25 protein-coding genes are annotated in these 25,235 nt (G+C 55.2%); 16 read left to right on the top strand and 9 right to left on the bottom strand.

Annotation, left to right across the window (positions count from 1 at the left end; all coding sequences use genetic code 11):
* Position 1: 1 nt before the first annotated feature.
* Both VGM48_RS00465 and VGM48_RS00460 read left to right on the top strand, forming a co-directional pair.
* The gene (locus tag VGM48_RS00465; RefSeq protein ID WP_331575482.1) at positions 2-1,879 is read left to right on the top strand and encodes a glycoside hydrolase family 35 protein; all 1,878 of its coding nucleotides are present in this window, start codon (positions 2-4) and stop codon (positions 1,877-1,879) included.
* A 68-nt stretch (positions 1,880-1,947) separates the two neighbouring features.
* On the top strand, positions 1,948-2,955 hold the full coding sequence (locus VGM48_RS00460; protein WP_331575481.1) for a metal-dependent hydrolase: 1,008 nt from the start codon (positions 1,948-1,950) through the stop codon (positions 2,953-2,955).
* A gap of 53 nt (positions 2,956-3,008) precedes the next feature.
* Here the strand turns inward: VGM48_RS00460 and VGM48_RS00455 are convergent, their stop codons facing one another.
* Positions 3,009-4,217: a phospholipase D-like domain-containing protein gene (locus VGM48_RS00455; RefSeq protein WP_331575479.1), complete on the bottom strand. Its 1,209-nt coding sequence runs from the start codon at positions 4,215-4,217 to the stop codon at positions 3,009-3,011.
* A 142-nt stretch (positions 4,218-4,359) separates the two neighbouring features.
* Between VGM48_RS00455 and VGM48_RS00450 the strand changes: the two genes are divergently transcribed.
* Entirely contained in the window at positions 4,360-4,914 is a 555-nt protein-coding gene (locus tag VGM48_RS00450; RefSeq protein WP_331575477.1) for a hypothetical protein, read from the top strand.
* Here VGM48_RS00450 and VGM48_RS00445 read toward each other — a convergent pair.
* A complete protein-coding gene (locus tag VGM48_RS00445) occupies positions 4,889-5,461 on the bottom strand; it encodes a hypothetical protein (protein WP_331575475.1) in 573 nt (190 codons plus the stop codon). The two genes, VGM48_RS00450 and VGM48_RS00445, sit on opposite strands and share 26 nt — an antisense overlap.
* A gap of 142 nt (positions 5,462-5,603) precedes the next feature.
* Here VGM48_RS00445 and VGM48_RS00440 point away from each other — a divergent pair, with 142 nt between their 5' ends.
* Positions 5,604-7,982, top strand: a complete 2,379-nt coding sequence (locus VGM48_RS00440; protein ID WP_331575473.1) for an ABC transporter permease — start codon at positions 5,604-5,606, stop codon at positions 7,980-7,982.
* Here the strand turns inward: VGM48_RS00440 and VGM48_RS00435 are convergent.
* Together VGM48_RS00435 and VGM48_RS00430 are read right to left on the bottom strand one after the other, a co-directional pair.
* Positions 7,968-10,214: a helix-turn-helix domain-containing protein gene (locus VGM48_RS00435; protein WP_331575471.1), complete on the bottom strand. Its 2,247-nt coding sequence runs from the start codon at positions 10,212-10,214 to the stop codon at positions 7,968-7,970. The two genes, VGM48_RS00440 and VGM48_RS00435, sit on opposite strands and share 15 nt — an antisense overlap.
* Before the next feature lie 55 nt (positions 10,215-10,269).
* A complete protein-coding gene (locus tag VGM48_RS00430) occupies positions 10,270-11,835 on the bottom strand; it encodes a M20/M25/M40 family metallo-hydrolase (RefSeq protein ID WP_331575469.1) in 1,566 nt (521 codons plus the stop codon).
* 77 nt (positions 11,836-11,912) lie between these two features.
* Between VGM48_RS00430 and VGM48_RS00425 the strand changes: the two genes are divergently transcribed.
* Positions 11,913-13,307 carry a sialate O-acetylesterase gene (locus VGM48_RS00425; RefSeq protein ID WP_331575467.1) on the top strand — a complete coding sequence of 465 codons (1,395 nt, stop codon included), beginning with the start codon at positions 11,913-11,915 and terminating at the stop codon, positions 13,305-13,307.
* On the opposite strand, the gene VGM48_RS00420 is transcribed toward VGM48_RS00425, so the two are convergent.
* The 4 genes from VGM48_RS00420 to VGM48_RS00405 all read right to left on the bottom strand — a co-directional run bounded on the left by VGM48_RS00420 (position 13,304) and on the right by VGM48_RS00405 (position 17,975).
* The gene (locus VGM48_RS00420) at positions 13,304-15,202 is read right to left on the bottom strand and encodes a hypothetical protein (RefSeq protein ID WP_331575465.1); all 1,899 of its coding nucleotides are present in this window, start codon (positions 15,200-15,202) and stop codon (positions 13,304-13,306) included. The two genes, VGM48_RS00425 and VGM48_RS00420, sit on opposite strands and share 4 nt — an antisense overlap.
* Positions 15,203-15,206: 4 nt before the next feature.
* Positions 15,207-16,310, bottom strand: coding sequence for an AI-2E family transporter (locus tag VGM48_RS00415; protein WP_331575463.1), 1,104 nt, complete (start codon positions 16,308-16,310; stop codon positions 15,207-15,209).
* A 62-nt stretch (positions 16,311-16,372) separates the two neighbouring features.
* Complete coding sequence (locus tag VGM48_RS00410) at positions 16,373-17,635, bottom strand: RNA polymerase sigma factor (protein WP_331575461.1); 1,263 nt, start codon at positions 17,633-17,635, stop codon at positions 16,373-16,375.
* Positions 17,622-17,975 carry a YciI family protein gene (locus tag VGM48_RS00405; protein WP_331575459.1) on the bottom strand — a complete coding sequence of 118 codons (354 nt, stop codon included), beginning with the start codon at positions 17,973-17,975 and terminating at the stop codon, positions 17,622-17,624. Before VGM48_RS00405 ends, VGM48_RS00410 begins: the two co-directional genes overlap by 14 nt.
* 149 nt (positions 17,976-18,124) lie before the next feature.
* Between VGM48_RS00405 and VGM48_RS00400 the strand changes: the two genes are divergently transcribed.
* Together VGM48_RS00400 and VGM48_RS00395 are read left to right on the top strand one after the other, a co-directional pair.
* The gene (locus VGM48_RS00400) at positions 18,125-18,688 is read left to right on the top strand and encodes a GNAT family N-acetyltransferase (protein WP_331575457.1); all 564 of its coding nucleotides are present in this window, start codon (positions 18,125-18,127) and stop codon (positions 18,686-18,688) included.
* On the top strand, positions 18,685-19,158 hold the full coding sequence (locus VGM48_RS00395; protein ID WP_331575455.1) for a MarR family winged helix-turn-helix transcriptional regulator: 474 nt from the start codon (positions 18,685-18,687) through the stop codon (positions 19,156-19,158). The genes VGM48_RS00400 and VGM48_RS00395 overlap by 4 nt, the downstream gene beginning before the upstream one ends.
* Before the next feature lie 69 nt (positions 19,159-19,227).
* Here VGM48_RS00395 and VGM48_RS00390 read toward each other — a convergent pair whose 3' ends face one another.
* On the bottom strand, positions 19,228-19,809 hold the full coding sequence (locus tag VGM48_RS00390; protein ID WP_331575453.1) for a nitroreductase: 582 nt from the start codon (positions 19,807-19,809) through the stop codon (positions 19,228-19,230).
* A 55-nt stretch (positions 19,810-19,864) separates the two neighbouring features.
* On the opposite strand from VGM48_RS00390, the gene VGM48_RS00385 reads away from it, so the two are divergent.
* From VGM48_RS00385 to nuoK, 9 genes are all read left to right on the top strand, one after another.
* Positions 19,865-20,254, top strand: coding sequence for a DoxX-like family protein (locus VGM48_RS00385; RefSeq protein WP_331575451.1), 390 nt, complete (start codon positions 19,865-19,867; stop codon positions 20,252-20,254).
* Positions 20,255-20,317: 63 nt separating this feature from the next.
* The gene (locus tag VGM48_RS00380) at positions 20,318-20,668 is read left to right on the top strand and encodes an NADH-quinone oxidoreductase subunit A (protein WP_331575449.1); all 351 of its coding nucleotides are present in this window, start codon (positions 20,318-20,320) and stop codon (positions 20,666-20,668) included.
* Complete coding sequence (locus tag VGM48_RS00375; RefSeq protein ID WP_331575447.1) at positions 20,659-21,171, top strand: NADH-quinone oxidoreductase subunit B family protein; 513 nt, start codon at positions 20,659-20,661, stop codon at positions 21,169-21,171. The genes VGM48_RS00380 and VGM48_RS00375 overlap by 10 nt, the downstream gene beginning before the upstream one ends.
* Positions 21,168-21,623, top strand: a complete 456-nt coding sequence (locus VGM48_RS00370) for an NADH-quinone oxidoreductase subunit C (protein WP_331575445.1) — start codon at positions 21,168-21,170, stop codon at positions 21,621-21,623. The genes VGM48_RS00375 and VGM48_RS00370 overlap by 4 nt, the downstream gene beginning before the upstream one ends.
* A gap of 85 nt (positions 21,624-21,708) precedes the next feature.
* A complete protein-coding gene (locus VGM48_RS00365; protein WP_331575443.1) occupies positions 21,709-22,824 on the top strand; it encodes an NADH-quinone oxidoreductase subunit D in 1,116 nt (371 codons plus the stop codon).
* 28 nt (positions 22,825-22,852) lie between these two features.
* Positions 22,853-23,929 carry an NADH-quinone oxidoreductase subunit NuoH gene (gene nuoH, locus VGM48_RS00360; RefSeq protein WP_331575441.1) on the top strand — a complete coding sequence of 359 codons (1,077 nt, stop codon included), beginning with the start codon at positions 22,853-22,855 and terminating at the stop codon, positions 23,927-23,929.
* Entirely contained in the window at positions 23,917-24,396 is a 480-nt protein-coding gene (locus VGM48_RS00355; protein WP_331575439.1) for a 4Fe-4S binding protein, read from the top strand. The genes nuoH and VGM48_RS00355 overlap by 13 nt, the downstream gene beginning before the upstream one ends.
* Positions 24,396-24,929: an NADH-quinone oxidoreductase subunit J gene (locus VGM48_RS00350; RefSeq protein ID WP_331575437.1), complete on the top strand. Its 534-nt coding sequence runs from the start codon at positions 24,396-24,398 to the stop codon at positions 24,927-24,929. The genes VGM48_RS00355 and VGM48_RS00350 overlap by 1 nt, the downstream gene beginning before the upstream one ends.
* On the top strand, positions 24,926-25,234 hold the full coding sequence (nuoK, locus tag VGM48_RS00345; protein WP_331575435.1) for an NADH-quinone oxidoreductase subunit NuoK: 309 nt from the start codon (positions 24,926-24,928) through the stop codon (positions 25,232-25,234). Before VGM48_RS00350 ends, nuoK begins: the two co-directional genes overlap by 4 nt.
* Position 25,235: the final 1 nt, after the last annotated feature.

The raw sequence follows: 25,235 nt of genomic DNA, 5'->3' as shown, positions 1-25,235 counted from the left end.
CATGACTCCCAACAAAATAAAAGCAGCGCTTTTTTCCCTGTTTCTATTCGCAGCCGCCTCGCTGTGCGCCCAAAGCAGTCACCGCTTCACGCTCGGCAAGACGGATTTCCTGCTCGACGGAAAACCCTTTCAGATCATCAGCGGCGAAATGCACCCCGCCCGTATTCCCCGGGAATATTGGCGTCACCGCATCCGGATGGCGAAGGCCATGGGCTGCAACACCATTGCGGTATACGTCTTCTGGAACTATCACGAGAGCACTCCGGGCGTTTTCGATTTTACCAGCGGTAACAAGGACATTGCCGCCTTTATCCGGCTTTGTAAGGAGGAAGGCCTATGGGTGCTGCTCCGGCCCGGCCCCTATGTCTGCGCGGAATGGGATTGGGGCGGGTTACCTCCCTGGCTGCTGAAGATACCCGATATAAAGGTGCGATGTCGTGACCCCCGCTATATGAGCGCCGTCAGCCGCTATGTAACGCGGCTGTCCAAAGAGATCGTGCCGCTTCAATGTGATCACGGCGGCCCGATCCTGATGGTTCAGGTGGAGAACGAGTATGGCAGCTATGCCAACGACAAGGGCTATCTCGCCGATCTCCGGCGGCTCTGGCAACAACAAGGCGTGACCGTACCCTTCTATACGGCGGATGGACCTACCGACTTCATGCTGGAAGCCGGGAATCTCGATGGCTGTGCCATCGGTCTTGACAGTGGCGGCAGTGATGGAGATTTTGAGCATGCCAGTAAACATAACCCCAATGTCCCGGCCTTTAGCAGCGAGACCTATCCCGGCTGGCTCACCCACTGGAAGGAGAAATGGCAGCATCCCGATACGGCCGGTATTATGAAAGATGTCCGTTACTTGCTTAGCCACCACCGGTCTTTTAATTTATACGTCATTCATGGCGGCACCAACTTCGGCTATACCGCCGGCGCCAACGCCTTTACCCCCGTCCAGTTCCAGCCGGATGTAACGAGCTATGACTATGACGCGCCCATCAACGAACAGGGCCGCGCCACGGCGAAATACCAGGCCCTGCGACAGCTGATCGCGCAGTACACCGATCACCCGCTGCCCGAACCCCCGGCCCCCATCCCGGTGATGGAGATCCCGGAGATCCCGATGGAAAAAACCGGCACCCTTTGGGAGCATCTGCCGGCGCCAAAACATTCCCCGCAACCGCTGCCGATGGAACATTTCGATCAGCAGAGTGGGATGATCCTCTATCGGACAAAACTCATCGGTCATAAAAGCGGCACCCTGACCATTACCGAACCGCATGACTATGCACTGGTTTTCCTCAACGGAAAATTCATCGACACGGTCTATCGCGATGGGGGCAACTGGACCGTCAAGCTGCCAAAGACCGATGTGAAGGATCCGCAGCTGGATATCCTCGTCGAGAGCATGGGGCATATCAATTTTGCGCAATACCTCATCGACCGGAAGGGGATAACCGATCGTGTCACGCTCAACGGCATGACGCTGTTCAACTGGGATATCTATAATCTCCCGCTCGCTGAGCCACCCGCGATGAAAATCACTCCGGGCGCGAACGCAGCCCAAGCCGCGAATGCTGCCGCCGGCAAAAGCGCGAACACCGGGGTCTCCGCGGCCTTCACCCCCCAGGACAAAGCCACCTTCTTCAAAGGCAGCTTCCCCCTCGACAAAACCGCCGACACGTACTTCGATGTCAGCGGATATAAGAAGGGCGTTGTCTGGGTCAATGGGCACAACCTCGGCCGATACTGGTATGTCGGTCCGCAGCAACACCTTTATTGTCCCGCCACCTGGCTAAAGAAAGGAACCAACGAAATAGTCGTTCTCGAACTGCTTCAAGATACTCCGGCGCCCATCAAAGGCGTCACCACCCTGGAGTAGGCGCCACCACCTTTCCTGCCGGGAACAATTTTTGATCCCTGTCCCGGGGAGGGCCCCTTTAAACACAAATGGACACGCTGACACATATCGTACTCGGAGCGGCCATCGGCGAAGTACTCGCCGGTCGAAAACTCGGCAAGAATGCCCTTCTCTTCGGCGCCGCCGCCAACAGCCTGCCCGATATCGATTTTGTCGCCTCTTTCTGGCTGCCTACGGCGCGGGACGTATGGGCGCATCGGGGTCTGACGCATTCGTTCCTGTTTCTCGCCTTCATGACCCCCGTGCTCGCCTTCCTGGCGGCCAGGGCCCTTCCACGCAGCGGTATGACCCGCCGGGACTGGTGGCTCTTTTTTGGCGTGGAGATCTTTGCCCATCTGTTTATCGATGCTTTCAATGCCTATGGCACCGGCTGGTTCGAACCCTTTAACCACTACCGGGTCTCCTTCCACGTCCTTTTTGTCGCGGACCCCTTTTTTAGCGTCTGGCTGGCCATCTCCTTTGCAGCCCTGCTGATCCTGCGGAGAAATCATCCGGCGCGGCGAAAATGGGCCTGGGCAGGCCTCCTGCTCAGCACCGCATATCTGTGCTACTGCATCACCAACAAGCTGCGCATCGACGATCACGCAAGAGCGGACCTGCAGGCCCAGCACCACACCTATACCCGGTATTTTTCCACGCCGACCCCACTGAACAACTGGCTCTGGTATATCGTCGCCGAAGACAGCGGTGGTTTTTACACCGGCTACCGGTCCATGTTCGATCACAAGCCCACCCAATTCCGGTTTCAACCAAAAGCAAAGCGCTTGCTGAAACCATATCTCGAGCATCCCGACGTGCATTATCTTATGCGATTCTGCCAGGGGTTCTACACGGTGGAAGAATGGGGCGACACGGTCGTATTTAATGACTTGCGTTTTGGAGAAATGAAAGGATGGGAAGACCCGAAGGCCCGGTTTGTATTTCACTATTATCTGCAACGGCCCGATGAGAATGAGATAATCGTACAGCGGGGACGCTTTGCCGGCTGGGATCGCCATTCGCTGCGCATCTTCATCCGGCGCATCCGGGGGAACTAGCCGCGCGTCCGTAGTTGTCATCCGGGAGCGCCCGCGTTGCGTCCGGTCCGCTGCTAAAGGCGCCGCGCAGACCCCGTCTCGCGCTCCTGCCGCCAGTAAAAAGTAAAAAGGAAGAAGAGCACCCGCACCGTCTCGTAGGCTCCCCACTGGAGAAGCCGTCGCAAATGCCCGGTATGTTGAAAATATTCCTCGGCGATGATCTCCTTGCAGTGATCCCGGATCAACGACTCCAGTTCCTGCTCGACACAGGAGGCGAATTTTTCATTCCGCACGTCTAAATTCAGTTCGACGCTTGCATAGGCGCTTATCTGGTTTACATTGTACGAACCGCCCGTCACCCATGCGCCATCATAGGTCGCCATCTTGCCGTGCAGCACTGTGTCCTGGTATTCGAATACCCGGATCCTGTTGCGAAACAGCCAGCGATACATGTACTGTTCGGCGAGCCGCGAGATCGGTACATCCGAAACGCCGCCGACGATGATCCGGATGGCCACCCCCCGCCTCGCCGCCTGCGTCATCTGTTTCCGCAGGATCGCACCGGGCAGGAAATAGGCTGAGAGAACGATGATATGCGATCTCGCCTGACGAAACATCTCTACATAGCTGCGCGAGATCTCGTTCTTCCCCTGCACCCAGTCATTGCGGCGCACCCGGACCAGGCATTCCGCATCCGGCACAAAGGCCGGCACCCAGGTGAACTCATCCTTCTTTGGGTTTGTAGTCTTCCAATAGGCCCTGGTCCACATATCGCGACAGATGATATGCAGCTTTAAAGCGGCCTGTCCCTCGACAAACAGGGCGCGGTCGAGCCAGGCCTTTACATCGCCGATATCATTGTACCGGTCGCTGATGTTCACTCCCCCGGCCATCCCCCGGGCGGCGTCCACCACGATCACCTTGTGATGCAATCTTCTCCCAAGATAAAATTTCTTTGCCTTCAGCAGCGGCCAGAACCAACGGAAACGGATACCCGCTGATTTCCATTGACCGATGATCTCCCGGGAAAGGCCCTGAGAGGCATAACCATCCAGCAGTACGTTGATCTCGACCTTCCGGGCCGCGGCGCGCAGCAGCGCATCGGATACCATCAGGCCCGTCTCATCTCCGTCGAATATATAGGTCTGTAGGTGGATCGTCTTTTGTGCGCCGTCGATCAGCCGGACGATCATCTCGAAATAATCTTTACCGCCGTGGACCAGGCGCACTTTGTTGTGATGCGTATAACCCTTCAATAGACGCGCGGTCTTTTTTCTTGCCATAGAATCAGGGAGGTCAGTTCGTAAAGATCGGGTTTTGCCATCAACCCAGAACGCATGGGCGAAAAAAACCAATCAAGATAATTGAAAATATATTTCGTCGTGTATTACTAAATTGTTAACTTAAATAGACAAACTCATTACAATGAAAGCTTGCCATAACTTCTTGATTGGGTGCCTTGTAGCCCTATTGGCACCCACTCTTGCCTTCACACAGGAGGAATACCATCCCGCCGTCTACACCTATAATGAAGGCGGTTCGGCAATCTCCAGCAATGTTCCGCTCAACGAGATCAATACTCATGCCTACCGGCATTTTCAACGGCTTTTTCCCGCCGGCACCAGCAACGAATACTGGTATGTGTCGGCGGAAGGCTATCAGGTATCGTTCCAAATGGGTGGTCTCCGGCATCAGGCCTTTTTTGACAGGCATGGCGCCTATCGTTATTCGCTGATGTACTATCCGGGAAAAGAGATCCCCCGGAATCCGGGGGATTGGATCAGGGTTAAGTATCCTGACTATCGTATCGATGTCGTTACCGAGATTACCGATGGGGAAAAGACCTTCTATCTCGTGAAGATCGTCAATCCGCTTAGCATAAAGACTCTTTCTGTCACCGACGGAAAGATCGATGTGATCGAAACCCTCCAGAATGAAACCCCGGATTCGCCGCTTATTTCCCTACTGTCCTACCCTTAAGGGTCCTGGACTTCCGCTCCATCTTGTCGAGGATGCTCTTCTTGATCACGAGCGTTGCCGAAGCCACATCCGAACAACTGCCGCAACGCGCGCGATACTTATTTGAATCATACGTCACCAGCGCGGTGCCGTTCTTCCATTCCGTCCCGTAGAGCACATATTGATTAAAGGTATAACCGCTGCCGGGGCCAAAGGCCAGGTCGTTATTGCCTTTTTCAAAGCTGATCATCAACTTATCCCCATCCACCACGTCGCAAAGACCCGGGGTCAACGTGGGAATGATCACCTCATTGATATATTTCCCGTTTTCCAGCTTGACCACCCCGCTGCTGACCACCACTTTCTGGTCCCCGAGATTGCGATTGAGAATCAACTTCTGGTCTACGTAAAATTGCACCTGCTTCAAGTCAATATTCTCTTTTTCAAGCTTTTGCTTTAGGTCTCGGGTGAAGGGTACAAAGCCGGACAGCTTTTTGCTGCCGCTGCAGCTGCTTAATAATAGGGTTAGCGATGTAAAACAAAGGATCACGGTGAAGATTCTTCTCATATAATGCACTTATTTGTGGGTGGTTTGACCACCCTGAAACGAAATAGTTGAGTCTGGCTTATGTTATAAAAATGTTAAAAGGATTCGGCTTTTTTGTAACATTTGTGAAAATCCCGCGTCCTTAGCTTTAAACGCCGCTGCCATGCTAAAAAACTTCCTGAAAGTAGCCCTTCGAAACCTTTGGAAACACAAGGGTTATACCTTCCTCAACGTTTTCGGCCTGGCAATGGGCATGACCTGTAGCCTGCTGATCCTTCTCTGGATCACCGATGAGCGCAGCGTCGACAACTATCATCTCAACGGCCCCCGGCTGTACAGCATATACGAACGTCAATACTATGACGGCAATATCTCCGCCGGCTTTTACAGCCCCGGAGTCCTTCCCGAACAGCTAAAGAAAGACCTCCCCGAGGTAGAAATGGCCACCGGGTTCAGCTATTCCGATCGCACGACCTTCCAGGTGGGTGACAAGATACTTAAGGAGGCGGGCCGCAGCGCCAGCCCCGATTTTTTCAGCATGTTCACCTATCCGCTGTTGGTCGGGACCCCCGCGACGGCCCTGGCCACGCCAACCAGCCTGGCCATCTCCCGGAAAATGGCCAACGACTTCTTCGGCACCCCCGAGGCGGCCATCGGTAAATCTATCGGCTTCGATAACCGGAAGCAGTTTAGCATCACTGCCGTCTTCGAAAACCTGCCCGACAACAGTTCCGGTAAATTCGATTATCTCATCCCCTGGAAAGCCTGGCTCGACGACAACACCTGGGCGAAGGATTGGGGCAACAACGGACCCCAAACCTTTATCCTCCTTCGAAAGGACGCCAACCCCGCCGCCTTTGAGAAAAAGATCACCCGGTTTCTCGACGCTTACAATAAAGATCAGGGCAAATCCTTTCGTATCGAGCTCGGCATGGCGCGCTACGGTGACGTCTACCTGCACTCCAATTTCCGTCAGGGCCGGATCGAAGGCGGCCGCATCGAATATGTCCGGCTCTTCAGCATCGTTGCCATCTTCATCCTGATTATTGCCTGCATCAATTTCATGAATCTCACTACCGCCCGTTCGATGGGCCGGGCAAAGGAGATCGGTATCCGCAAGGTCGTGGGTGCATTGCGCCCCGCGCTCATTCGTCAATTCATCGGGGAAGCCATCGTGCTATCCACGTTCGCCGTTATCCTCGCGATGGCAACGGTCTTTCTGATCCTTCCTGCCTTCAACCATCTCACCGAAAAGAACATCCATTTCCCCTTCGGCGCGGCTTCCTTCTGGTGGAGCATGGCTGCCCTGACCCTCATCACGGGATTCATCAGCGGCAGTTATCCCGCGCTCTTCCTTTCGGGCTTCCAGCCGATCCGCGTCCTGAAAGGGATGATGAAATTCAGTTCGGGAGCCACCTGGTTCCGCAAGGGGCTGGTCGTCTTCCAGTTTGTCCTTTCCATCGTCCTGATCATCGGAACCATCGTCATATCTGAGCAGGTGAACTATGTCCAGTCGATCAACTTGGGTTATGACCGCGAAAATCTCGTTTATGTCCCGCTGGAAGGCGAACTGCCGGGCAAGTACACCGCTTTCAAGGCGGCAGCGCTCCAATTACCCTCCATCGCCGACGTGACCAAAACAAGCGAAGATCCTGTTGATATCGGCAACGGCACCGGCGGGATCCAGTGGGACGGCAAAGACCCGAACAACCTCGTTATGTTCACCAATGTGGCCGTGGGCTATGATTTTGTCGGCACGATGAAACTGAAGTTGACCCAGGGCCGTGAATTCTCGCCGGATTTCGCTACGGATACCGTCGGCTACATGGTCAACGAAGAAGCCCTGCGGCGCATCGGCTACAAGGATCCTATCGGGCGCAACCTCACCATGTGGGGCAAAAAGGGCAAGATCATCGGTATCGTAAAGGATTTTCACTATAGTTCCCTGCATGAACCGATCCGCCCGCTGATCATTCGCTACGGTGATCAGGGTTCCGGCGTCAACTGGGGGAATGTGCTGCTGCGGGTTCGCGCCGGCCAGACAAAACAGGCGTTAAGCCAGCTCGAGGCGCTTTGCCATTCCATGAACCCTAAATTCCCATTCACGTATAGATTCGCGGATGAAGAATATCGCAATCTCTATAAAAGTGAAGCCATCGTTCACAGCCTTTCCAACTGCTTCGCCGTGCTGGGGATCGCCATCTGCTGTCTCGGTCTGCTGGGACTGGCGATGTTCACCGCCGAACAGCGCACAAAAGAATTCGGTATCCGCAAGGTGCTGGGAGCAAAGGCCGGCACCCTCTTCGGCCTGCTGTCAAAAGATTTTCTCGTGCTGGTGGGAGTGGCCTTCATCCTGGCTTCGCCGCTGGCCTGGTGGGCCATGCACGCCTGGCTGCAAAATTTTGCCTTCCATATTGGCCTGGAGTGGTGGGTCTTCGTGCTGGCCGGGGTGCTGGCCCTGCTTATCGCATTGCTGACCGTCAGCTATCAGGCGATAAAAGTGGCGGTCGCCAATCCGGTGAAGAGTTTAAGAACCGAATGATCCCTTGTTGGAATGCTTGAAATAATTGATCACCGCGCGGATCTCCCCAAATGAATATGCGTCGCCTAACCGCCCGCGGATCGGCCCAACTGCGCCGGGACCAAGTTCTTTGATCACGGCGAGAATTGCATTTACCCTGGGCTCGGGAACCAGTTCCTTTACATCGACCTCACCGGTGAAGATAAAAGAGGCGAGATGCCCCTCCACCGTCGAGACGGTCAGGTCCCGCTGCTTCGCAATGTCCGCGATCGACTGTCCCTCCCGGAACAACCGCAAACTCATCCGCTGGGTATCGCCGCGCTGCCCACGGCCCGGGGCCGCTTCCTCCGCCCCGGCCGGATCTCCGGCCGCAACCTCCCGGTGTTTTCGCTCGCCATTCAATCCCGTCAGCAGTTGCGTTGTATCCATCCCGTTCCGCAGACCTTCCACGATCTTCACTGCATCTTCCACCTGCTGCTTCTTCCGCACCACCAGGCCCCTCAACACCTGCAGCTCCTGCACATATTTCTTAGCCTTCGATTTTCCCCGCAATTCCGCGAGATGTCCCTGCAAGGGTTCGATCAGCTCGCTCTCCAGTTGCTTCACGAAATACCCGGCGGCCGCCGCCGTCCGTTCGGCCAGCTGGCGATAGCCATCCCGCTCCGCTCCGGGCAACAGTTGCTCCAACTGCCGCGAGAACTTCTGCGCCACCTCCTGCTGCGAAACACCACTATCCAGCCATTGCTTACCGAGCAGCACCGCCGCCTCCCTTTCCGGTATCTTCCGGTGCGCATAGCCGGTATAGTGATCCTGTAGTTGCTCGACCAGCCGGCTCCACTGAAACGCCTTGCGCAGCGTATCGCCGATGTAGGCGATCTGCTCCTGCTCCAGCTGCCTCTCTGGGCTCTCCGCCTGCCGGTCCTCGACATAAAATACCACCCGGGGATCGGTGCTGATCGAATTTGACGCGATCCGGCTCCGCAGTACAAGTCCCTCCAATCCCCGCAGCCGGCTCAACGCAACGTATACCTGGCCCGGCGCAAAAGAAGCACCCGCATCGATCACCGCCTTGTCAAAAGTAAGTCCCTGACTCTTATGGATCGTGATCGCCCAGGCGAGCCGGATAGGATATTGCCGGAAGCTGCCCAGTTCTTCCTCCTCGATCTCGTCCTTCTCCCGGTTGTAGGCATAGCGGATATTCTTCCAGGTTTCTTTTTCGAGCACCAGCTCGTCGGGTTCATCGGGGAACTCGATGGTCAGCTTGTCCTCCACCATCCGTTTGATGATGCCGATCTTCCCGTTAAAATACCGCCGCACCTCACCTTTATCGTTCTTGATCAACATGATCTGCGCCCCTTCCTTCAGCGTGAGACTCTTTTCCGCGGGATAGGCCTTGTCGTTGAATTCTCCCGTTACCGACGCTTCGAATACCTGGGTCCGGCCGCGCAGCTTGGCCAGTTCTTCCTGGTTGATCGCATCCGCCTTCGTGTTGTGCGAGGTCAGCGTGATATAGTTGTCCCCCTTCGAGGCAACGAACTCCGGCTGATAATGATCATGCAGCCGTTCAAGATCCTCCCAGGATGCGCGGTTGTTGCGAATATTATTGAGGATCTCGATAAACCGCCCTTCCTTCTGCCGGTAGATCTTTTTCAGTTCGAGATATACCGGCGGCGCCTGTTTGATCACCTGGGCATCAAAGAAGAAGGGACTGGAATAATATGCCTTGAGAACATCCCATTCGGTATTGGAGACCACCGGCGGCAGCTGGTAAAGATCACCGATATATAGCACCTGTATCCCGCCAAACGGCGCCAGGGGTTGCTGCCGGTAATGCCGGAGGATCGTATCCACCGCATCCAGCATATCCGCCCGCACCATACTGATCTCGTCGATGACCAGCAACTCCAACTCCTGCAACAATTCCCGTTTGGCGGCATTGAAGCGGATATTCCGGAAAAGGGAGTTCACATCCGAGAATCCGGGTTGCTCGGGATTCCAGCCGCTGCCGGTTCGGGGTAAAAATGGCCCGAAGGGCAGCTGGAAAAAAGAATGCATGGTGACGCCACCCGCATTTATCGCCGCCACACCCGTGGGGGCCACAACGGCCATTTTCTTAAAGCTGTTCTCCCGGATATATTTCAGAAAAGTGGTCTTGCCCGTACCGGCCTTACCGGTCAGGAAGAGAGGCCGTGCAGTCTGATTGACATATTGTACGGCTAATTGAAAATCCACATTGGTCGTGTCGGTCGACATAGCAACCCGCAATTTAATGGAAATTTAAACGGCCCACTCTCCTGATCTGGAACAATTAATCCAAACCACCCTTGCGGATAGACTTTGTGGGCTGCGGCCATTTTGTTTGTTCGCCGGTACGCGTACTCATCGGCAATACGCTCTTCTCCCGGCTGGTCGTCACCGGGTCTTCACTCGCCATATAGGCAAGCGTTGCGGCGAGGATGGCATTGTTCCGCAGATCGTCGAATACGATCTTGTCATAGGTGTCGCGGTTGGTATGCCAGGTATAGGTACCGTATGACCAGTTCAGCGAACCCAGCGAAAAAGCCGGTGCACCCATCGCCACAAAAGAGGCGAAGTCCGATCCGCCGCCACCGGGAATGCCGGGGAAGGTCGTCTTTATCGAATCCCGGATATAGGAAGGCACCTTGAAAAGCCAGCGTTGCAGGTAGTCGTAGGAGTTGAGAAAGCCCTGGCCGGACATGTTTACCACCCTGCCCGTACCGTTGTCCTGGTTGAACACTGCCTGGATATGCTGTACGATCTCCGGATGATCTTCCACAAAGGCTCTCGACCCGTTGAGCCCTTCTTCCTCGCTGCCCCAGTGCCCTACCAGGATGGTCCGTTTTGGATGCGGATAAACCGCCTTCAGGATGCGCATGGCTTCCATCATCGTCAGCGTCCCGGTTCCGTTGTCGGTGGCTCCGGTACCACCGTCCCAGCTATCGAAGTGGGCCGAGAGGATCACATATTCGTCAGGTTTTTCACTGCCTTTTATTTCGGCGATCGTATTGAAGGTCGGCACGACGCCGCGTTCCTTCGACTCGGTATGCACGCGGATCGTCGGTTTATCCCCGGATTCGGTCAGCCGGTAGAGCACGCCGTAGTCCTCCAGCGCGATGTCGATGGTGGGGATCTTCTTCGTATAAGCGCCAAAGATCTTGTCTACACCAAAACCCGCACTCCAGTTGTTGATCACGACACCTGCAGCACCTGCCTTCTCCAATGCGGCGGGAAGGGTCCGGTTGGTATAACCCGTTTTCCTGATCCGGTGGGCCCAGGCCTCCTGTTGCGCGGTCCGTTCTTTTTTCATTTTTTCAAAAGACGCCGGCGTACCGAATTCCTGCCAGTTATAATCCGGCCGGCCTGTCGGCTGGAGCATCGAGATCATCACAAACTTTCCTTTTACTGCGGGCAGCCATTGCTGAAAAGCGACAGAGTCGGTAAGATCGGGGAGGATCACCAGCTCGGCGGTGATCGTTTTATCCCCCATGCCGGGACTCCACGCCAGTTGCGTTGCCTCCAGGCTCTTCACCCGGGGGGTTAACATATCGATATGCGAAATGCCCCGTTCCCAGCCATGCCATTCCCCCCATTTCTCATTTCGGGCAGCGATGCCCCAGGAAGTGTATTTGGCAACGGCCCATTCATTGGCCTTATCCATCTGCGGAGTGCCTACAAGCCGCGGCCCGATACGGTCGAACAACTCGTGCGCCAGCACCTGCAGCTGGGAGTTATCCGTTTCTTCCTTGACGATATTGTCGATTACGGGATCCTTTTGCTGGCCGAAGCCCGGGATGGAAAGCAGGGTCGAAGCCGCTAAAACGATAGCGGCGCCTTTGCTGAAAATCGAAGACATAGCAGTATAATTTTTAATTGGAGAAGACAATTTACGGTATTTGTGATAAATTTAGGGCGATGAACAAAATGTCCGCCATGAGAAAACTTTGTTTGCTGGTCTTCGCCGCACTCGGCGTTCTGCCCGGCGAGGCTAACGTACGCCTTCCGCATGTCCTTTCCAGTAATATGGTCCTGCAACAACGATCGCAGGCCGATCTATGGGGTTGGTGCGAACCGGGTGAGAAGATCAGGATCGTCGCTTCCTGGAATAGCAAGGTGGATTCCGTTCAGGGAAGCCGCGACGGCCGCTGGAAGATGACGCTGGCTACCCCGGCCGCCGGTGGTCCCTATACCATCACCATCAAAGGAGAGAACACCGTTGTCCTGGACAATATCCTTGTCGGCGAAGTGTGGGTTTGCAGCGGCCAGTCGAATATGGAGATGTGCGGCAACTGGGGGCTCCCGGATATAAAGGCCGAGTTGCCCACCTGCAATAACCCCAATCTCCGTTTCTTCCGTATCCCCCGGACGACCTCTACCTCCCCGCAGGACGATTGCCCGGGCAAATGGACACCCTGCGATTCCAACGAGCTGAAATCGTTCAGCGCGGCAGCCTATTTCTTCGGGAAGAAACTCAATAAGGATCTCAACGTACCCATCGGCCTGATCGAAGCTGCCTGGGGCGGCACTCCCGCGGAAGTGTGGACGCCGGAACATATGGTCACCGGCGACCCGGTACTCAGAATTGCCGCCGAAAAGCTCCAACCTGCAAATGGCTGGCCCTATCTTCCCGGCTACTGTTACAACGGGATGATCGCGCCGATCACTCCATTCAGGATCGCCGGCGCCATCTGGTATCAGGGCGAAGGCAATACGGCAAACGCCGACACCTACTCGAAAATATTTACGGCGATGATCGCGTCCTGGCGCAGCGCCTGGAACGAACCGCTGCCTTTCTACTATGTCCAGATCGCCCCCTTCACTTACGGTGCGAACAACCAGGGAACCCTTGTCCGTGAACAGCAGGCCAAAACCATGAATCTTGAGAATACGGGAATGGTAGTCGTCAGCGATCTGGTCACCGACACCACCGACATCCATCCCAAAAATAAACACGACGTCGGTTACCGACTCGCCGGCTGGGCCCTCGCCGAGACCTATCATCAACCCGGCATCACCTATAAAAATCCCACCTATCAAACCATGGAGATAAAAGGCGACAAGGCGACGCTCACGTTTACGGACGCACCCGGCGGCCTTGTCCTGAAGGGCAGCGAACCCAGGGAACTGGTCATCGCCGGTGAGGACCATGTATTCTATCCGGCAAAAGCAAAGATCGAGGGAAACAAGCTTATCGTAAGCGCCCCCGCGGTAAAGAAACCCGTTGCTGTCCGCTATCAGTTTGACAATGCCGGCATCGGTAATATTGCCTGCAAGGAGGGACTGCCGCTGGCGCCCTTCCGAACCGACGACTGGCCGGTGACTCTTTAATCAATGGAAAATCCGATCTGCGCTTTCCCGCCATCAAAAACCAGGGGGATGGCTTCCAGGCCGGGAACAAAATTGAACAGTCGCCGGCCCGCAGCCGGCAGCGGCACGATCGGCTGATCGGTCTCGACCACAACGGTTGCGCGAGGTTTTCGCAGCAGCATTTTGCGATCGTTTATCAATTCCACCGCTTCGCCGCTACGCGAGATGACCGGGACAATGATCCACGCCCGGGGATCATCTACGGCAAACGACAAGGTGACTTTTTCCGGTGTGAACAGATACTCACAGCGACAATACAGGGCTCCGGCCGGTGGGTCCCGCTGATCCCTGTCAACAAGTCGTCCCCGGGTTCGGGCGATTATCCGGCCCTTGTCGCCGGTGACCTCGACCGTCGCTTCCAGATTGCTGCAACTCAGATAAGTCACGCCATCTACAACCAATTCGATCCTTGGCGTAAGCGGCATCGAAAGGGGATCGGTGTCCGCCTGCATATTCCCGGCCTCCACCAGCTGATAGGCATTCATGCTTGCCGCCAGCAACGGTCCGGTGCGGTCATGCCATAGCATCGAAAGCGCTCCACCGGTAGCATGTCCGTTGTGCATGGCTTTGTATTCCCGGTCATAAGCCGTTACCGTCGCGCGATAGCCGCCGACAGCGATAAGCCAGGTCTGGATATCCGGAAAGAACTTGCGCCCGTAGGCTTCCTCCCGCGGCAGCTGCGGAACACCGGAGGCCGCTGCCGGCAACCCATGATCCAGCACGGTCGTCAATGCCTTGCTATGGCAAAAGCTGTGATGAACGCTCGGCAGTACCCCGTGCGAAAGATAGTGCGGTCCTCCATACAGTAAACCGTCATGCGTGCATTCCCGCAGCAGCAGCGCGTTTTTGTGCGCGACACGCGCGAACCTGGCATCCCGGCCCGCAAGCAGTGCATACGCCGGCTGACATCCGTCCGAGGTCCGGCTTCCCCAATAGGTCCATTTGTAATTGCGTGTTCCCCAGCTGTTGTCCCAACCTCCGTCGGGAAGCATGAACTCCATATGCGTTTGCAGGCTGCGCGTCACGTGGTGTAACAATTCCTCGTCTTTGTTCAGTAGTCCATACAGGGCCAGCGAGGGGAGCGTCTCCTCGACGTTGTACCCGAGGTCCACGGAAAAACAACCCTTGGGGCTGGGCTGATAATAAGGAGTTCCCTCGCCGAATATGAATCCGTCCTGTTTCGAGAAGAACCTGATCGCCTGCTGGGACAAAACCCGACCCCGTTCCCTATACCGCGGCACGTCCTGCAAGGTGCCCAACAGCGACAAGGCGTAGGAAGCCGAAAGGGGATAGTTGATATTTCCGTAATCGATATCGACAGTGGTATAGATAAAATCGCCGGCCTTCCGTAACCGGGCTTCAACGGTTTGCCGAAACTGCGGTTCCATCAGGTCGCCGTGATAATGAAGCGCCTCGCAAAGCGCGATCACCGTGAAGACCGTCGTCCCTTTCCAGGAATCTTTTATCTCGTTCAGCCAGGAGCCGTCCGGTTGACTGACATGCCCTTCCATCCAGCGAAAAAGCAATACCGACGCATCGATATACCGATGGTCACCGGTCCGGCGCGCCATATGCATAAAGGGATAGATCGTATCGCCGACACGGCCATGGACCATCTTGCGGGTCGGACAAAAGATCCCGCCATAATCATTGGTCCGGCTTGCATCGACCACCTGTAAGGACAACAGGGTCCGTGCCCAGGTGGCGGTCAACTCCCGGCACAAGGCCGCCAGCTCTTCCTGCGCCGGTGGGGGAGTGCCGGGCGGCGAAAGTGCGGCGCCGGGCGGCATAAGCCCCAGCCCGATGCCGCCCAGCGCCAGTCCCAAAAAATTCCTTCTTGATAAATTGGATCTCATAATCTTATTGCGGCGTCGGTCCACCGGTTCGTGTTACGGCCGGGCTATTCCGCTTTTCGAGCCAGGAATCGAAGAGGGTATAGGACACCGATAGGATGATGGCGCCTTTGAACATCCCGGTAAAGCCCCAGGCGGCCAGGCCCCCGACGACCCCGAGAAAAAGTACTAGAAAGGGTAGCTTGCCGCCGCTTTTCGCGATCAGCAACGGCTTCAGAAAGGCGTCGATGATCAGCAGCCCTACTCCGTAGATGATCAGGAAGATCGTCATCCCGGTATGTCCCTGGCTGGCTGTCCAGATCACCAGCGGTACCCATACCGCCAGGGGGCCTAATTGGATCAGCACCAGGAAGAAGATCAGTGCAGAAAGCAGGATGGCATAGTGCACCCCGGCGATAAGCAGGCCAAGCCAGGAGATGATGGCCGCAATAAAGGCCGTCCCCATTACGCCGATGGACACACTCTTGATCGCGACCGTCGTAGCCTGTATCAGCGAAAGTCCATCCCGTCTGCCCAGCAGGTGTTGGGTCACCGCTTTCACGGGCGCCAGGGCTTTTTCTCCCGAAACCAGCAAAAAGGCGGAGATCACGATCCCCGCGATGAACTGCAACGCCGTTCCGACCATACCTGCCCCGCTGGTAAGGATATGCCGCAACGCCGTGCGAATCGGCTCACCATGTGTCGCGATCGTTTCTCGCGGACTGTTTTGCAGTTGCTGCCAGAAATCTTTGATGTCCTCGCCGGCAAGCGGTAGACTGCTGATCCACGCAGGCAGCGGCGGAAGGCCGTTTGTCTTGATATCGTTCATCCAGGCGATCGCCTCCTTCACATGATGCCGGAGTGCGGAGATGATCAAAGTGATCGGCAGGGCGACGAGTGCGATAAGGACCACCGTATAGATCACGGCTGCCAACGTTCGCCGTCCGCGAACCCGCCGCACAACCCACTCGAAGGCGCCGGCAAAAGAGACGGAAAAGATCAGCGCAAAGGTCAGCACGCCAAAAAACACCCGTAAAACGTCATATACTGCCAGCATCAGGGTGAGCAACAGCAGGACCACCAGGATGGTTTCGATCAGACTACGCGAACCGGAAGGAAGGGATCTGTTCATAACGGGGTGCTTGATGCAAACGCGAACCTAAATTTATACTTATTTAGGCATACCCGCAATGGTCATGCCTCCAGCCCGCTGATCGCCCGCTGGATCGCCTGCTTGTCGGCCTGTGTTCGGGCAAGCGCTTTTGCGTTCCGCAAATGATCCGCGGCTTTCTCCCTGTCCACCTCTTTGTAAAGCTCACCCAACAACATATGGTAATAAGGATTTTCGGTCAGCGTCAGCTTCTCCGCCGCCGCAATGGCCTCCTCCCTTCCCCTGGCCTTGAACAGGGCAAAGGTTCGGTTCAGCGCGGCGACCGGTGAATAGGCAAGCCTCAGCAGCCGGTTGTGCAGTTGCAGGATATTCTCCCATTTTTCCGGGCTATCGGTCTTGATCGTATGCCAATACGCAATGCCGGCTTCCAAATGATATTTGGAAAACATCTCGCCCTGTGAAGACTGATGAAGATGCCAGGCGCCCTGCGCGATCAGCGACTGATCCCACAGGGCTTCATCCTGATCGGCATACAGGATCATCTCCCCGTTTGCGGCTTTTCGGGCGGGGAACCTGGATGCATGAAAACACATCAGGGCAAACAGGGCATCCACAGCCGGTAGATGGGTGGAGGCATTGTCGATAAGCAACCGGGTGAGCCGCATGGCCTCTCCGCAAAGGTCCTCCCGCAAAACATTATCCTGGCTTTCGGAATAATAACCCTCGCTGAAAAGAAGATAGATAGTCAGCAGCACGGCTTCCAAACGCTGCGCAAACTCCGCCCCGGCGGGGAAAATGATGGCTGAGTGCCCGCTCCGCAGCTTTTCCCTCGCCCTGAAAAGCCGTTTGTTGATCGTTTCTTTATTGGTGAGAAAGGCGGTGGCGATCTCATCGATGCCAAAGCCACAAAGGATGCGCAGCGCCAGACAGATCTGGCTTTCCATGGAAAGAGAAGGATGGCACACCGCAAACAGCATCTGAAGCTGGCTGTCGCTGATATTCTTCTCGGTCAGATCGATCTCCATCTCTTCCGCGCCGGGAGTTCCATGCGTTAGCGCGGGCATCACCTTCACCGTAAAGATCTGATCGCGATGCAGATAATTCCTGGCCTTGTTTCGGGCAATCGCATACAGCCATGCCGTCGGGTTGGGCGGAATGCCTTTGTAGGGCCATATCTCCAACGCGGCCAGAAAAGTCTCGCCGGCGATATCCTCTGCGATCTCTATGTGTTGGAGGCCAAACAACCTGGACAGCACTGCCACGATCCGCGAAAACTCCCGCCGGAAAAGATGAGGGATCAAAGCCCCGGTGTCGCCGGGGCTTTGTAAAGGTTCAATGGGGATCATCGCCCCGCACGATTTTTCTTACTTCCACGGTGTTGCCTTCCCCCTGCAGGACGGGCGACCCCTTGGCAAACTCTACCGCCTCTTCGACCGAATCGGCTTTGACGATGATATACCCGCCAATCGTCTCTTTTATTTCCCCGAAAGGTCCATTGGTCACCAACTTATTGTGGTGGACCACTTTGGCATCGTCAAAGGGTAACCCATTGCCGGCCGAGAATTTGTTCTGCGCCGCGATCCCGCCGATCCAATCCATCGTTTGTTTCATCCAAACCTGGATCTGTTCGGGCGAGGCGACCTTCCGGCCGTCTTCATGTCTGAAAATCAAGATGTACTCGTCCATTTTGCATACATTTTTAAGGTGAGTGAATGTTGCTTACAAGACAGTATAAAATGAAGTTAGGCAAATTGGACAGGCACGGCACACATTTTCTATCCACTCTTTTTTTAATTATGTAGTTAACTACGTAGATTAATACATACATTTGCTCTATGGAACCGCAACTCACCATTCGCCCTCTCTCCAACGCCAGTCGCGACGCGGTGGCGGCGTTGATCCTGCCGATCCAGCAGATAGAGTTCAGCGTACCGATAACCCTTGCAGATCAGCCCGATCTGATGGATATCGACACCGCCTATTTCCGTCCCGGCGGCCATTTTTGGGGCGCTTTTGCCGGCGAAGAAATGGTCGGCACCATCGGCCTGCTGGCTCCCGGCGCCCCTGGCCTGCCGGTCCCGGCGAAATCTCCCGCGCCCCCCCGCAAGGCGCCTATCGGGGTCATCCGAAAAATGTTTGTAAAGCCGGATTTCCGTGGCAAACAATGGGGTGCCGCGCAGCGGCTCCTCGAAACCCTCGTGGCCTATGCCCGCAAAAACGGCATGGAAGACATATATTTAGGAACAATCGACCGGATGAAAGCCGCCCATCGATTCTACGAACGGAACAATTTCAAACGAATGGCTAAGGAAGACCTTCCGGCGGAGTTCCCGCTTATGCCGGTGGACAATGTCTTCTATCATCTGGAAATGCCGGTTTCAAATCCCACCCCGTCATGAGTGTCATCGACGATTCAGGCGTATTGGCCATTGCCACCCGGCTGATGCGGCTAAGCGATCAGTTCCGCAAGGACGGACATCTTGTCTATAAGGAATATGGCATCGACTTCGAGCCGAAATGGTTTCCCGTCATCTATGCCCTTCACCACAAGAAACAACTCAGCGTCGTCGGGCTGGCCGCGGAGATCGGGTATACCCATCCTTCCACGATCAGCCTGTTGAAAGAACTGGAAAAGCAGAAGCTGGTCCGTAGCCAAAAAGACAAAACGGACGAACGAAAACGCATTATCCGTCTCTCGGAGAAGGGCCAGGAGCTGGTGGTGCAAATGGAACCCGTCTGGCGGGTATTTACCGCGGCTATCGGCGAGCTACTCGATACGCCAACCTCTCTCCTGGCGGCCCTGACGGAAGTGGAAGCCAACTTCAGGGAAAAGAGTCTGTTGCAGCGGGCGCTTCAAAACCAGCGATAGCGGTTGGCGGCGCCGGATCCGACCGCCGGGTACGGCCATCGGATTGCGCTTACGCGTTTCACCATCCTCTCACGGATTCCATTTCGTCTTCTCTGTTACCGGCCCGCGCCTGCCCGGCTTCGGCGCCTCGTCCGTATAGCCCATATAAAGCATCCCGAGAAGGATGTCTTCTTCGCCAATCCCGAGAAAGGTCTTCATAACCGGCTGGATAACCACTCCGCCCGTACTCCACAGTACGGCGATGCCCAGCGCTTCGGCCCCCAGCAGGATATGTTCGACGGCAGCGGCCGTAGCGCAGATCTCCTCTAATCCGGTGATATTAGGATTGTCACCCCGCTTCATATAGATGACGATCAGATGCGAAGCTTTGTCGCCGTTATGCTGTTGTTTTTCGTATTTCGCAGTCGTGAATTTCTCCTGGGGCGTGCTTTGCCGGTAGAGTTCGGCATGCCGATGACAAAACTCCCAAACCGCTTCGCCGCTGTAAACAATGAATCGCCAGGGCTCGGTATTCCCATGCGTAGGGGCCCAATTGGCCAGCTCCAGCAGCTGCCGGATCACCTGGTCATCTATCTTCTTTCCATTCAGGGCAACCGGCTTGGTGCTGCGCCTGTGCAGGATCACATTCCATAGATGCTTGATCTCTTCCATGGATTAAAAATCCGACAATATTCCGATATAACCCTTCTTTGATTATATTTATACCATGCATCCCGGCTCTATCCCTTTGTTGACCTGGCTCATCGCCGGAATATGGATCATCAACGGACTTTATTGCAAACTATTGAACCGGGTTCCAAGGCACCGGCTTATTGTTGCCCGGATCGCCGGCGCGTCATTCGCGGGTTCGTTGACAAAGCTTATCGGCGTGGCCGAACTCCTGATGGCTGTCTGGATCCTCAGCGGCATCGAAACCCGGCTCGCAGCCATCACCCAGGTTATGGTGATCGCGGCTATGAATAGTATTGAATTTTTTATGGCTCCCGATCTGCTCTTGTTCGGCCGGGGCAACGCGATACTCGCAGGAGTGTTGGTGGTCTGGGCCTATGTCACCGTCGTGTTCTTTGTCGTTGCCATGCGAATGCGGGGAAAATGATTTTTTTTGGCGTTAACTTGGTATAAATCGCTATATTGGTATCGGGTCAAAATCAGTATTCCCATGGGAAGCTCTTCATTAATCGTTCTAATGCTTGCCGGCATCGCCTTCTCTGCCGGCGGGATCGCTGCGGCCCGCTTCTTTGTGAAAGGGAAGAAGAACCCACAAAAAGGGCAAGCCTACGAATGTGGTATCCCCTCCTCGGGAACCCCGTGGAATCAGTTCAATGTCGGCTATTATTTATATGCATTGATTTTCCTCATCTTCGATGTTGAGCTCGTCTTCATGTATCCCTGGGCTGTAGCGGTCAAAAAGATCGGCATGCCGGCCTTCGCCGAGATCATCGTCTTCCTCTTCATTCTGTTCATGGGATTTTTGTACGCGCATAAAAAGGGGGCCCTGAAATGGATGTAAATTCATCGATAACAGACCGGCCGTTCCCCGGGGAAGTACACCCTACTGCAGGGGGCGGTATCCTGGTCACAAAACTGGACGAAGTCATCAATTGGGCGCGAAGCAACTCCCTCTGGCCCCTGGTCTTCGGTACGAGTTGCTGCGCCATCGAAATGATGTCCACCGCCGCGGCGAAATATGACTGGTCCCGATTTGGATTTGAAGTGGCAAGGGCTACCCCGAGACAGGCGGATGTGATCATCATCGCCGGGACGATCGTTAATAAAATGGCTCCCGTGCTCAAACGCCTTTATGACCAGATGCCCGACCCTAAATACGTCATTGCAATGGGCGCCTGCGCGACAAGCGGCGGCCCCTTCTTCTATAATACTTATTCGGTGGTAAAAGGCGCGGACCATGTGATCCCGGTGGATGTCTATGTCGCGGGTTGCCCGCCCCGGCCGGAAGCATTGCTCCATGCCCTCATCACCCTGCAGGAGAAAATAAAGAACGGCACCCGATGAATCCCGAAGAATTAAAAAAACAGCTTGGAGCCCTGCTTCCTTCCACGACCTTCGAGGAAGGTGGCGAATGGGTGACGATCGCCATTGATCCGGCAGGCTGGGCCGAAACGGCCCGGCAGCTGCGCTCGACAGGCGGGCTGGACTTTGACTACCTGTTTTGTGTGACGGCCGTGGACTGGAAGACGCATTTTACGATGGTCTATCATCTGACCTCCATCGTTCATCGTCATACGCTTGTCGTAAAGATAAAATTGAACCGGGAAAATCCCGAAATCGCGACGGTGGCCGACATCTGGCGGACGGCGGAATTTCATGAACGCGAAGCTTACGATCTCATGGGCGTGGTTTTCATCGGCCACCCCGACCTTCGCAGACTGTTCATGACCGATGACTGGCAGGGCTGGCCGCTGCGCAAAGATTATGAAGACCCGGTCAACATGATTAAGTTATAATCAGGCTGTTCGTGCACGAAGTGCACAGACATTGTGGTTTTTGAGGCAAAAAATTATTTTTTGAAAATTTTTTGACGAAAAAAAAATGATCGAAGAAATAGGCACGACGGAACAAGGCGAGCTGGTGGTCAACCTGGGCCCACAGCATCCTTCCACGCATGGCGTGCTGCATCTGGTGATCACCCTTAGCGGGGAAACCATCAAAAAGGTGGAACCCCACCTCGGGTATATCCATCGCAGCATCGAGAAAATGTGCGAAAGCCTGTCCTACCGGCAATTTATCTATGTCACGAGCCGGATGGACTACCTTTCTTCGCATATCAATAACCATGGCTGCGCTCTCTGCGTGGAAAAAGGCATGCAGATCGAAGTGCCGCCGCGCGCAAAAGTGATCCGCGTCCTGATGGATGAATTGACCCGGCTGGCTTCGCATCAGCTCTGGTGGGGTGCGATGGCCATGGATGTGGGTGCGCTCACCCCGTTCTTCCACGCCTTCCGCGAACGCGAAGCGATCAATGATATTATGGAGAAGACCTGCGGGGCCCGGCTCACCATGAATTATATGTGCCCCGGTGGAGTATCATTCGATCTCCATCCGGACTTCCAACAGGAGGTAAAGGCGTTCCTAACCTTCTTCCGGTCGAAGCTTTACGAGTATGACGAACTGGTTACGGCCAACGTCATCTTCCGGGGCCGGATGGAAGGTGTCGGTACTCTCTCGCGGGAGGATGCCATATCTTATGGCTGCAGCGGACCTACGGCCCGCGCCAGCGGCGTAAGCTGCGACACCCGGAAACATTCCCCGTATGAAGTATACGGCCAGGTAAAATTCGAAGAGATAATGGATAGCGGCGGCGATTGTTTTGCCCGCTACAATGTCCGCATGCAGGAAATGCTTCAATCGGTCACCATTATCGAACAGCTGATCGACAATATCCCCGAAGGCGAATTCCAGGCAAAGACAAAAGCCGTCCTGAAGCTGCCGAAGGGCGAGTTCTATTCAAAGGTGGAAACGGCAAGGGGTGAATTCGGCGTGTATATCATCAGCGAAGGTGCGACGACGCCCTATCGCATCAAATTCCGCTCCCCCGGCTTTTCCAATCTGTCCGCGCTGGACCATATGGCGCGGGGCCATAAGATCGGCGACCTGGTCGCGATCATGGGAACGCTTGATCTGGTGATACCCGATATCGATAGATAGTGGCCGGGTGCGCCATCAACATATAACGATGCTTAGCATAGAAAATATTACCCATTCCATCGATGCATGGCTGAACCGGGCATTTAGCCCCGCTATGGCCACCCTCCTCGAAGGCCTCCTCGTCGGACTGGGTGCGATAACGCTCTTCGCCCTGCTCGGCCTCGTCCTGGTGCTGATGGAACGCAAGGTCTCCGCCTATATGCAGATCCGGCTGGGCCCCAATCGTGTCGGTCCCGGCGGGTCACTCCAGACACTGGCCGACACCCTCAAACTGGCCATGAAAGAAGGGCTGGTCCCCGACGGCGCCGACAAATTCCTCTTCAACCTGGCGCCCTTCGTGGTCATCGTGGTCGCCATGCTGATCCTCGTTCCCATCGCCTTTGCAAAAGGCACCCAGATATGGGATATCAATATCGGCATACTCTATGTTTCCTCCGTGTCCTCCCTTTCGGTCATCGGCATCCTGATGGCGGGCTGGGCCAGCAATAACAAATACTCCCTGCTTGGCGCCATGCGCAGCGGCGCCCAGATCGTCAGCTATGAACTGTCCGCCGGATTTGCGGTCCTGTCCATCGTCGTGTTGACCGGCAGCCTACGGATCTCCGATATCATCAATTCGCAGCAGGATGGCTGGTGGATCTTCAAAGGACATATCCCCGCGGTCATCGCCTTTATTATATTCATCATCGCCGTCACGGCCGAGACCAACCGCGCACCTTTCGACCTCGCCGAAGCCGAGTCGGAACTCACCGCGGGATTCCATACCGAATACTCGGGGATGAGATTCGCCCTCTTCTTCCTGGCCGAATATGTCAACATCTTTATCGTTTGCTCGATAGCCGCCACGCTTTTTCTTGGTGGCTGGATGCCGCTGCATATCGGCCACTGGACGGGCTTCAATCACGTGATGGATTATATTCCCTCTTCGATCTGGTTCGTCGGCAAGACCTTCTTTCTCATTTTCGTGATCATGTGGTTCCGCTGGACCTTCCCGCGGCTCCGCATCGACCAGTTGCTGAACCTCGAATGGAAATATCTCCTGCCCCTGAGTCTTATTAACCTGTTATTAATGACCCTTATCACGATAAAAGGATGGCATTTTTAAAAGACTATATCACCGATATCTACCGGGGCGCCCGCTCTCTCCTGAAAGGGATGAAGCTGACGGGCTACTACTTCACCCATCGCAAAGAGATCATCACCCAGCAATATCCCGACAATCGCGCCACGATGGTCCTGCCCGAACGCTTTCGTGGTGAAGTGGTCATGACCCACGATGCAAACAATGAACACGCCTGCACAGGCTGCACCGCCTGTGAACTGGCCTGTCCCAACGGAACGATAAAGATCATCACCAAATTCGATGTGACACCCGAGGGAAAGAAAAAAAAGGCGCTGGACACCTTTATCTATCACCTGGAGCTTTGTACGATGTGTAATCTTTGCGTTCAGGCCTGCCCGACAGATGCAATAAAAATGGCGCAGAATTTCGAACATAGTGTGTATGACCGCAGTCAGCTGACAAAAAAATTAAATAAACCCGGTTCTAAAATCAGAGAGGGCGTTGAATAATGGAGGCGTCTGTTGTCGTTTTTTATATCCTTTCCGCATTTATCCTGGTGACCGGCGCACTCGCGGTCACCTCCAGGAAAATATTCCGTTCGGCCATCTGGCTGCTCTTCTGTCTCACCGGCATCGCGGGACTTTACTTCTGGCTGGACATGCAATTCATCGCCGCCGTACAGATCGTCGTCTATGTCGGCGGTATCGTCGTGTTGATCATCTTTTCCATCTTTCTGACCCAACAGTCGGGAAAGGAGCTTCCGCCGCCTATCCGCAGCAGCGCCGTATTTTCCGCTCTTGCGGTCTGTGCCGGCTTCCTGCTGACCTGCATCCTGCTCGGCCAGTACGGCCGGTTCCGCGTCCCGGAACCGCGATACGATTATGGGGGGCCTGACATGAGTGTTTCCGCCATCGGCACCCAGCTGCTGAGCACGACCGAGCACGGTTATGTGCTGCCCTTCGAAGTGGTCAGCATCCTCCTGCTGGCGGCAATGATCGGCTGCATCGTTCTTGCCATAAAACCAAAATCCGACGAAAAATGATCCCTCTTCATTATATCCTCTTTGTCAGCACCGGCCTTTTCTTCATCGGGATGTTCGGGCTCTTCACCCGCCGGAACATGATCACGATGCTGATGTCGGTGGAACTGATCCTCAACAGCGTCAACATCAACTTTGTCGCCTTTAACAAATACCTGTATCCCGAAAAGCTGGCTGGTGTTTTCTTCAGCCTGTTCATCATCGCCATTGCCGCCGCCGAAGCCGCCGTGGCTATCGCGATCATCATCAATCTGTACCGGAATATCCGCTCCATCGACGTGGAAGCGGCCGACGAACTGAAATTCTGAA

Origin of the sequence: Puia sp. (assembly GCF_036500295.1) — a bacterium.
Classification (GTDB): domain Bacteria; phylum Bacteroidota; class Bacteroidia; order Chitinophagales; family Chitinophagaceae; genus Puia.
This window is presented reverse-complemented; position numbering and strand designations above follow the sequence as displayed.

Bases quoted from the DNA above. Each gene is read 5' to 3' on its own strand.
- VGM48_RS00465 (WP_331575482.1), top strand. From the start codon at position 2: ATGACTCCCAACAAAATAAAAGCAGCGCTTTTTTCCCTGTTTCTATTC.
- VGM48_RS00460 (WP_331575481.1), top strand. From the start codon at position 1,948: ATGGACACGCTGACACATATCGTACTCGGAGCGGCCATCGGCGAAGTA.
- VGM48_RS00455 (WP_331575479.1), bottom strand. From the start codon at position 4,217: ATGGCAAGAAAAAAGACCGCGCGTCTATTGAAGGGTTATACGCATCAC.
- VGM48_RS00450 (WP_331575477.1), top strand. From the start codon at position 4,360: ATGAAAGCTTGCCATAACTTCTTGATTGGGTGCCTTGTAGCCCTATTG.
- VGM48_RS00445 (WP_331575475.1), bottom strand. From the start codon at position 5,461: ATGAGAAGAATCTTCACCGTGATCCTTTGTTTTACATCGCTAACCCTA.
- VGM48_RS00440 (WP_331575473.1), top strand. From the start codon at position 5,604: ATGCTAAAAAACTTCCTGAAAGTAGCCCTTCGAAACCTTTGGAAACAC.
- VGM48_RS00435 (WP_331575471.1), bottom strand. From the start codon at position 10,214: ATGTCGACCGACACGACCAATGTGGATTTTCAATTAGCCGTACAATAT.
- VGM48_RS00430 (WP_331575469.1), bottom strand. From the start codon at position 11,835: ATGTCTTCGATTTTCAGCAAAGGCGCCGCTATCGTTTTAGCGGCTTCG.
- VGM48_RS00425 (WP_331575467.1), top strand. From the start codon at position 11,913: ATGAGAAAACTTTGTTTGCTGGTCTTCGCCGCACTCGGCGTTCTGCCC.
- VGM48_RS00420 (WP_331575465.1), bottom strand. From the start codon at position 15,202: ATGAGATCCAATTTATCAAGAAGGAATTTTTTGGGACTGGCGCTGGGC.
- VGM48_RS00415 (WP_331575463.1), bottom strand. From the start codon at position 16,310: ATGAACAGATCCCTTCCTTCCGGTTCGCGTAGTCTGATCGAAACCATC.
- VGM48_RS00410 (WP_331575461.1), bottom strand. From the start codon at position 17,635: ATGATCCCCATTGAACCTTTACAAAGCCCCGGCGACACCGGGGCTTTG.
- VGM48_RS00405 (WP_331575459.1), bottom strand. From the start codon at position 17,975: ATGGACGAGTACATCTTGATTTTCAGACATGAAGACGGCCGGAAGGTC.
- VGM48_RS00400 (WP_331575457.1), top strand. From the start codon at position 18,125: ATGGAACCGCAACTCACCATTCGCCCTCTCTCCAACGCCAGTCGCGAC.
- VGM48_RS00395 (WP_331575455.1), top strand. From the start codon at position 18,685: ATGAGTGTCATCGACGATTCAGGCGTATTGGCCATTGCCACCCGGCTG.
- VGM48_RS00390 (WP_331575453.1), bottom strand. From the start codon at position 19,809: ATGGAAGAGATCAAGCATCTATGGAATGTGATCCTGCACAGGCGCAGC.
- VGM48_RS00385 (WP_331575451.1), top strand. From the start codon at position 19,865: ATGCATCCCGGCTCTATCCCTTTGTTGACCTGGCTCATCGCCGGAATA.
- VGM48_RS00380 (WP_331575449.1), top strand. From the start codon at position 20,318: ATGGGAAGCTCTTCATTAATCGTTCTAATGCTTGCCGGCATCGCCTTC.
- VGM48_RS00375 (WP_331575447.1), top strand. From the start codon at position 20,659: ATGGATGTAAATTCATCGATAACAGACCGGCCGTTCCCCGGGGAAGTA.
- VGM48_RS00370 (WP_331575445.1), top strand. From the start codon at position 21,168: ATGAATCCCGAAGAATTAAAAAAACAGCTTGGAGCCCTGCTTCCTTCC.
- VGM48_RS00365 (WP_331575443.1), top strand. From the start codon at position 21,709: ATGATCGAAGAAATAGGCACGACGGAACAAGGCGAGCTGGTGGTCAAC.
- nuoH (WP_331575441.1), top strand. From the start codon at position 22,853: ATGCTTAGCATAGAAAATATTACCCATTCCATCGATGCATGGCTGAAC.
- VGM48_RS00355 (WP_331575439.1), top strand. From the start codon at position 23,917: ATGGCATTTTTAAAAGACTATATCACCGATATCTACCGGGGCGCCCGC.
- VGM48_RS00350 (WP_331575437.1), top strand. From the start codon at position 24,396: ATGGAGGCGTCTGTTGTCGTTTTTTATATCCTTTCCGCATTTATCCTG.
- nuoK (WP_331575435.1), top strand. From the start codon at position 24,926: ATGATCCCTCTTCATTATATCCTCTTTGTCAGCACCGGCCTTTTCTTC.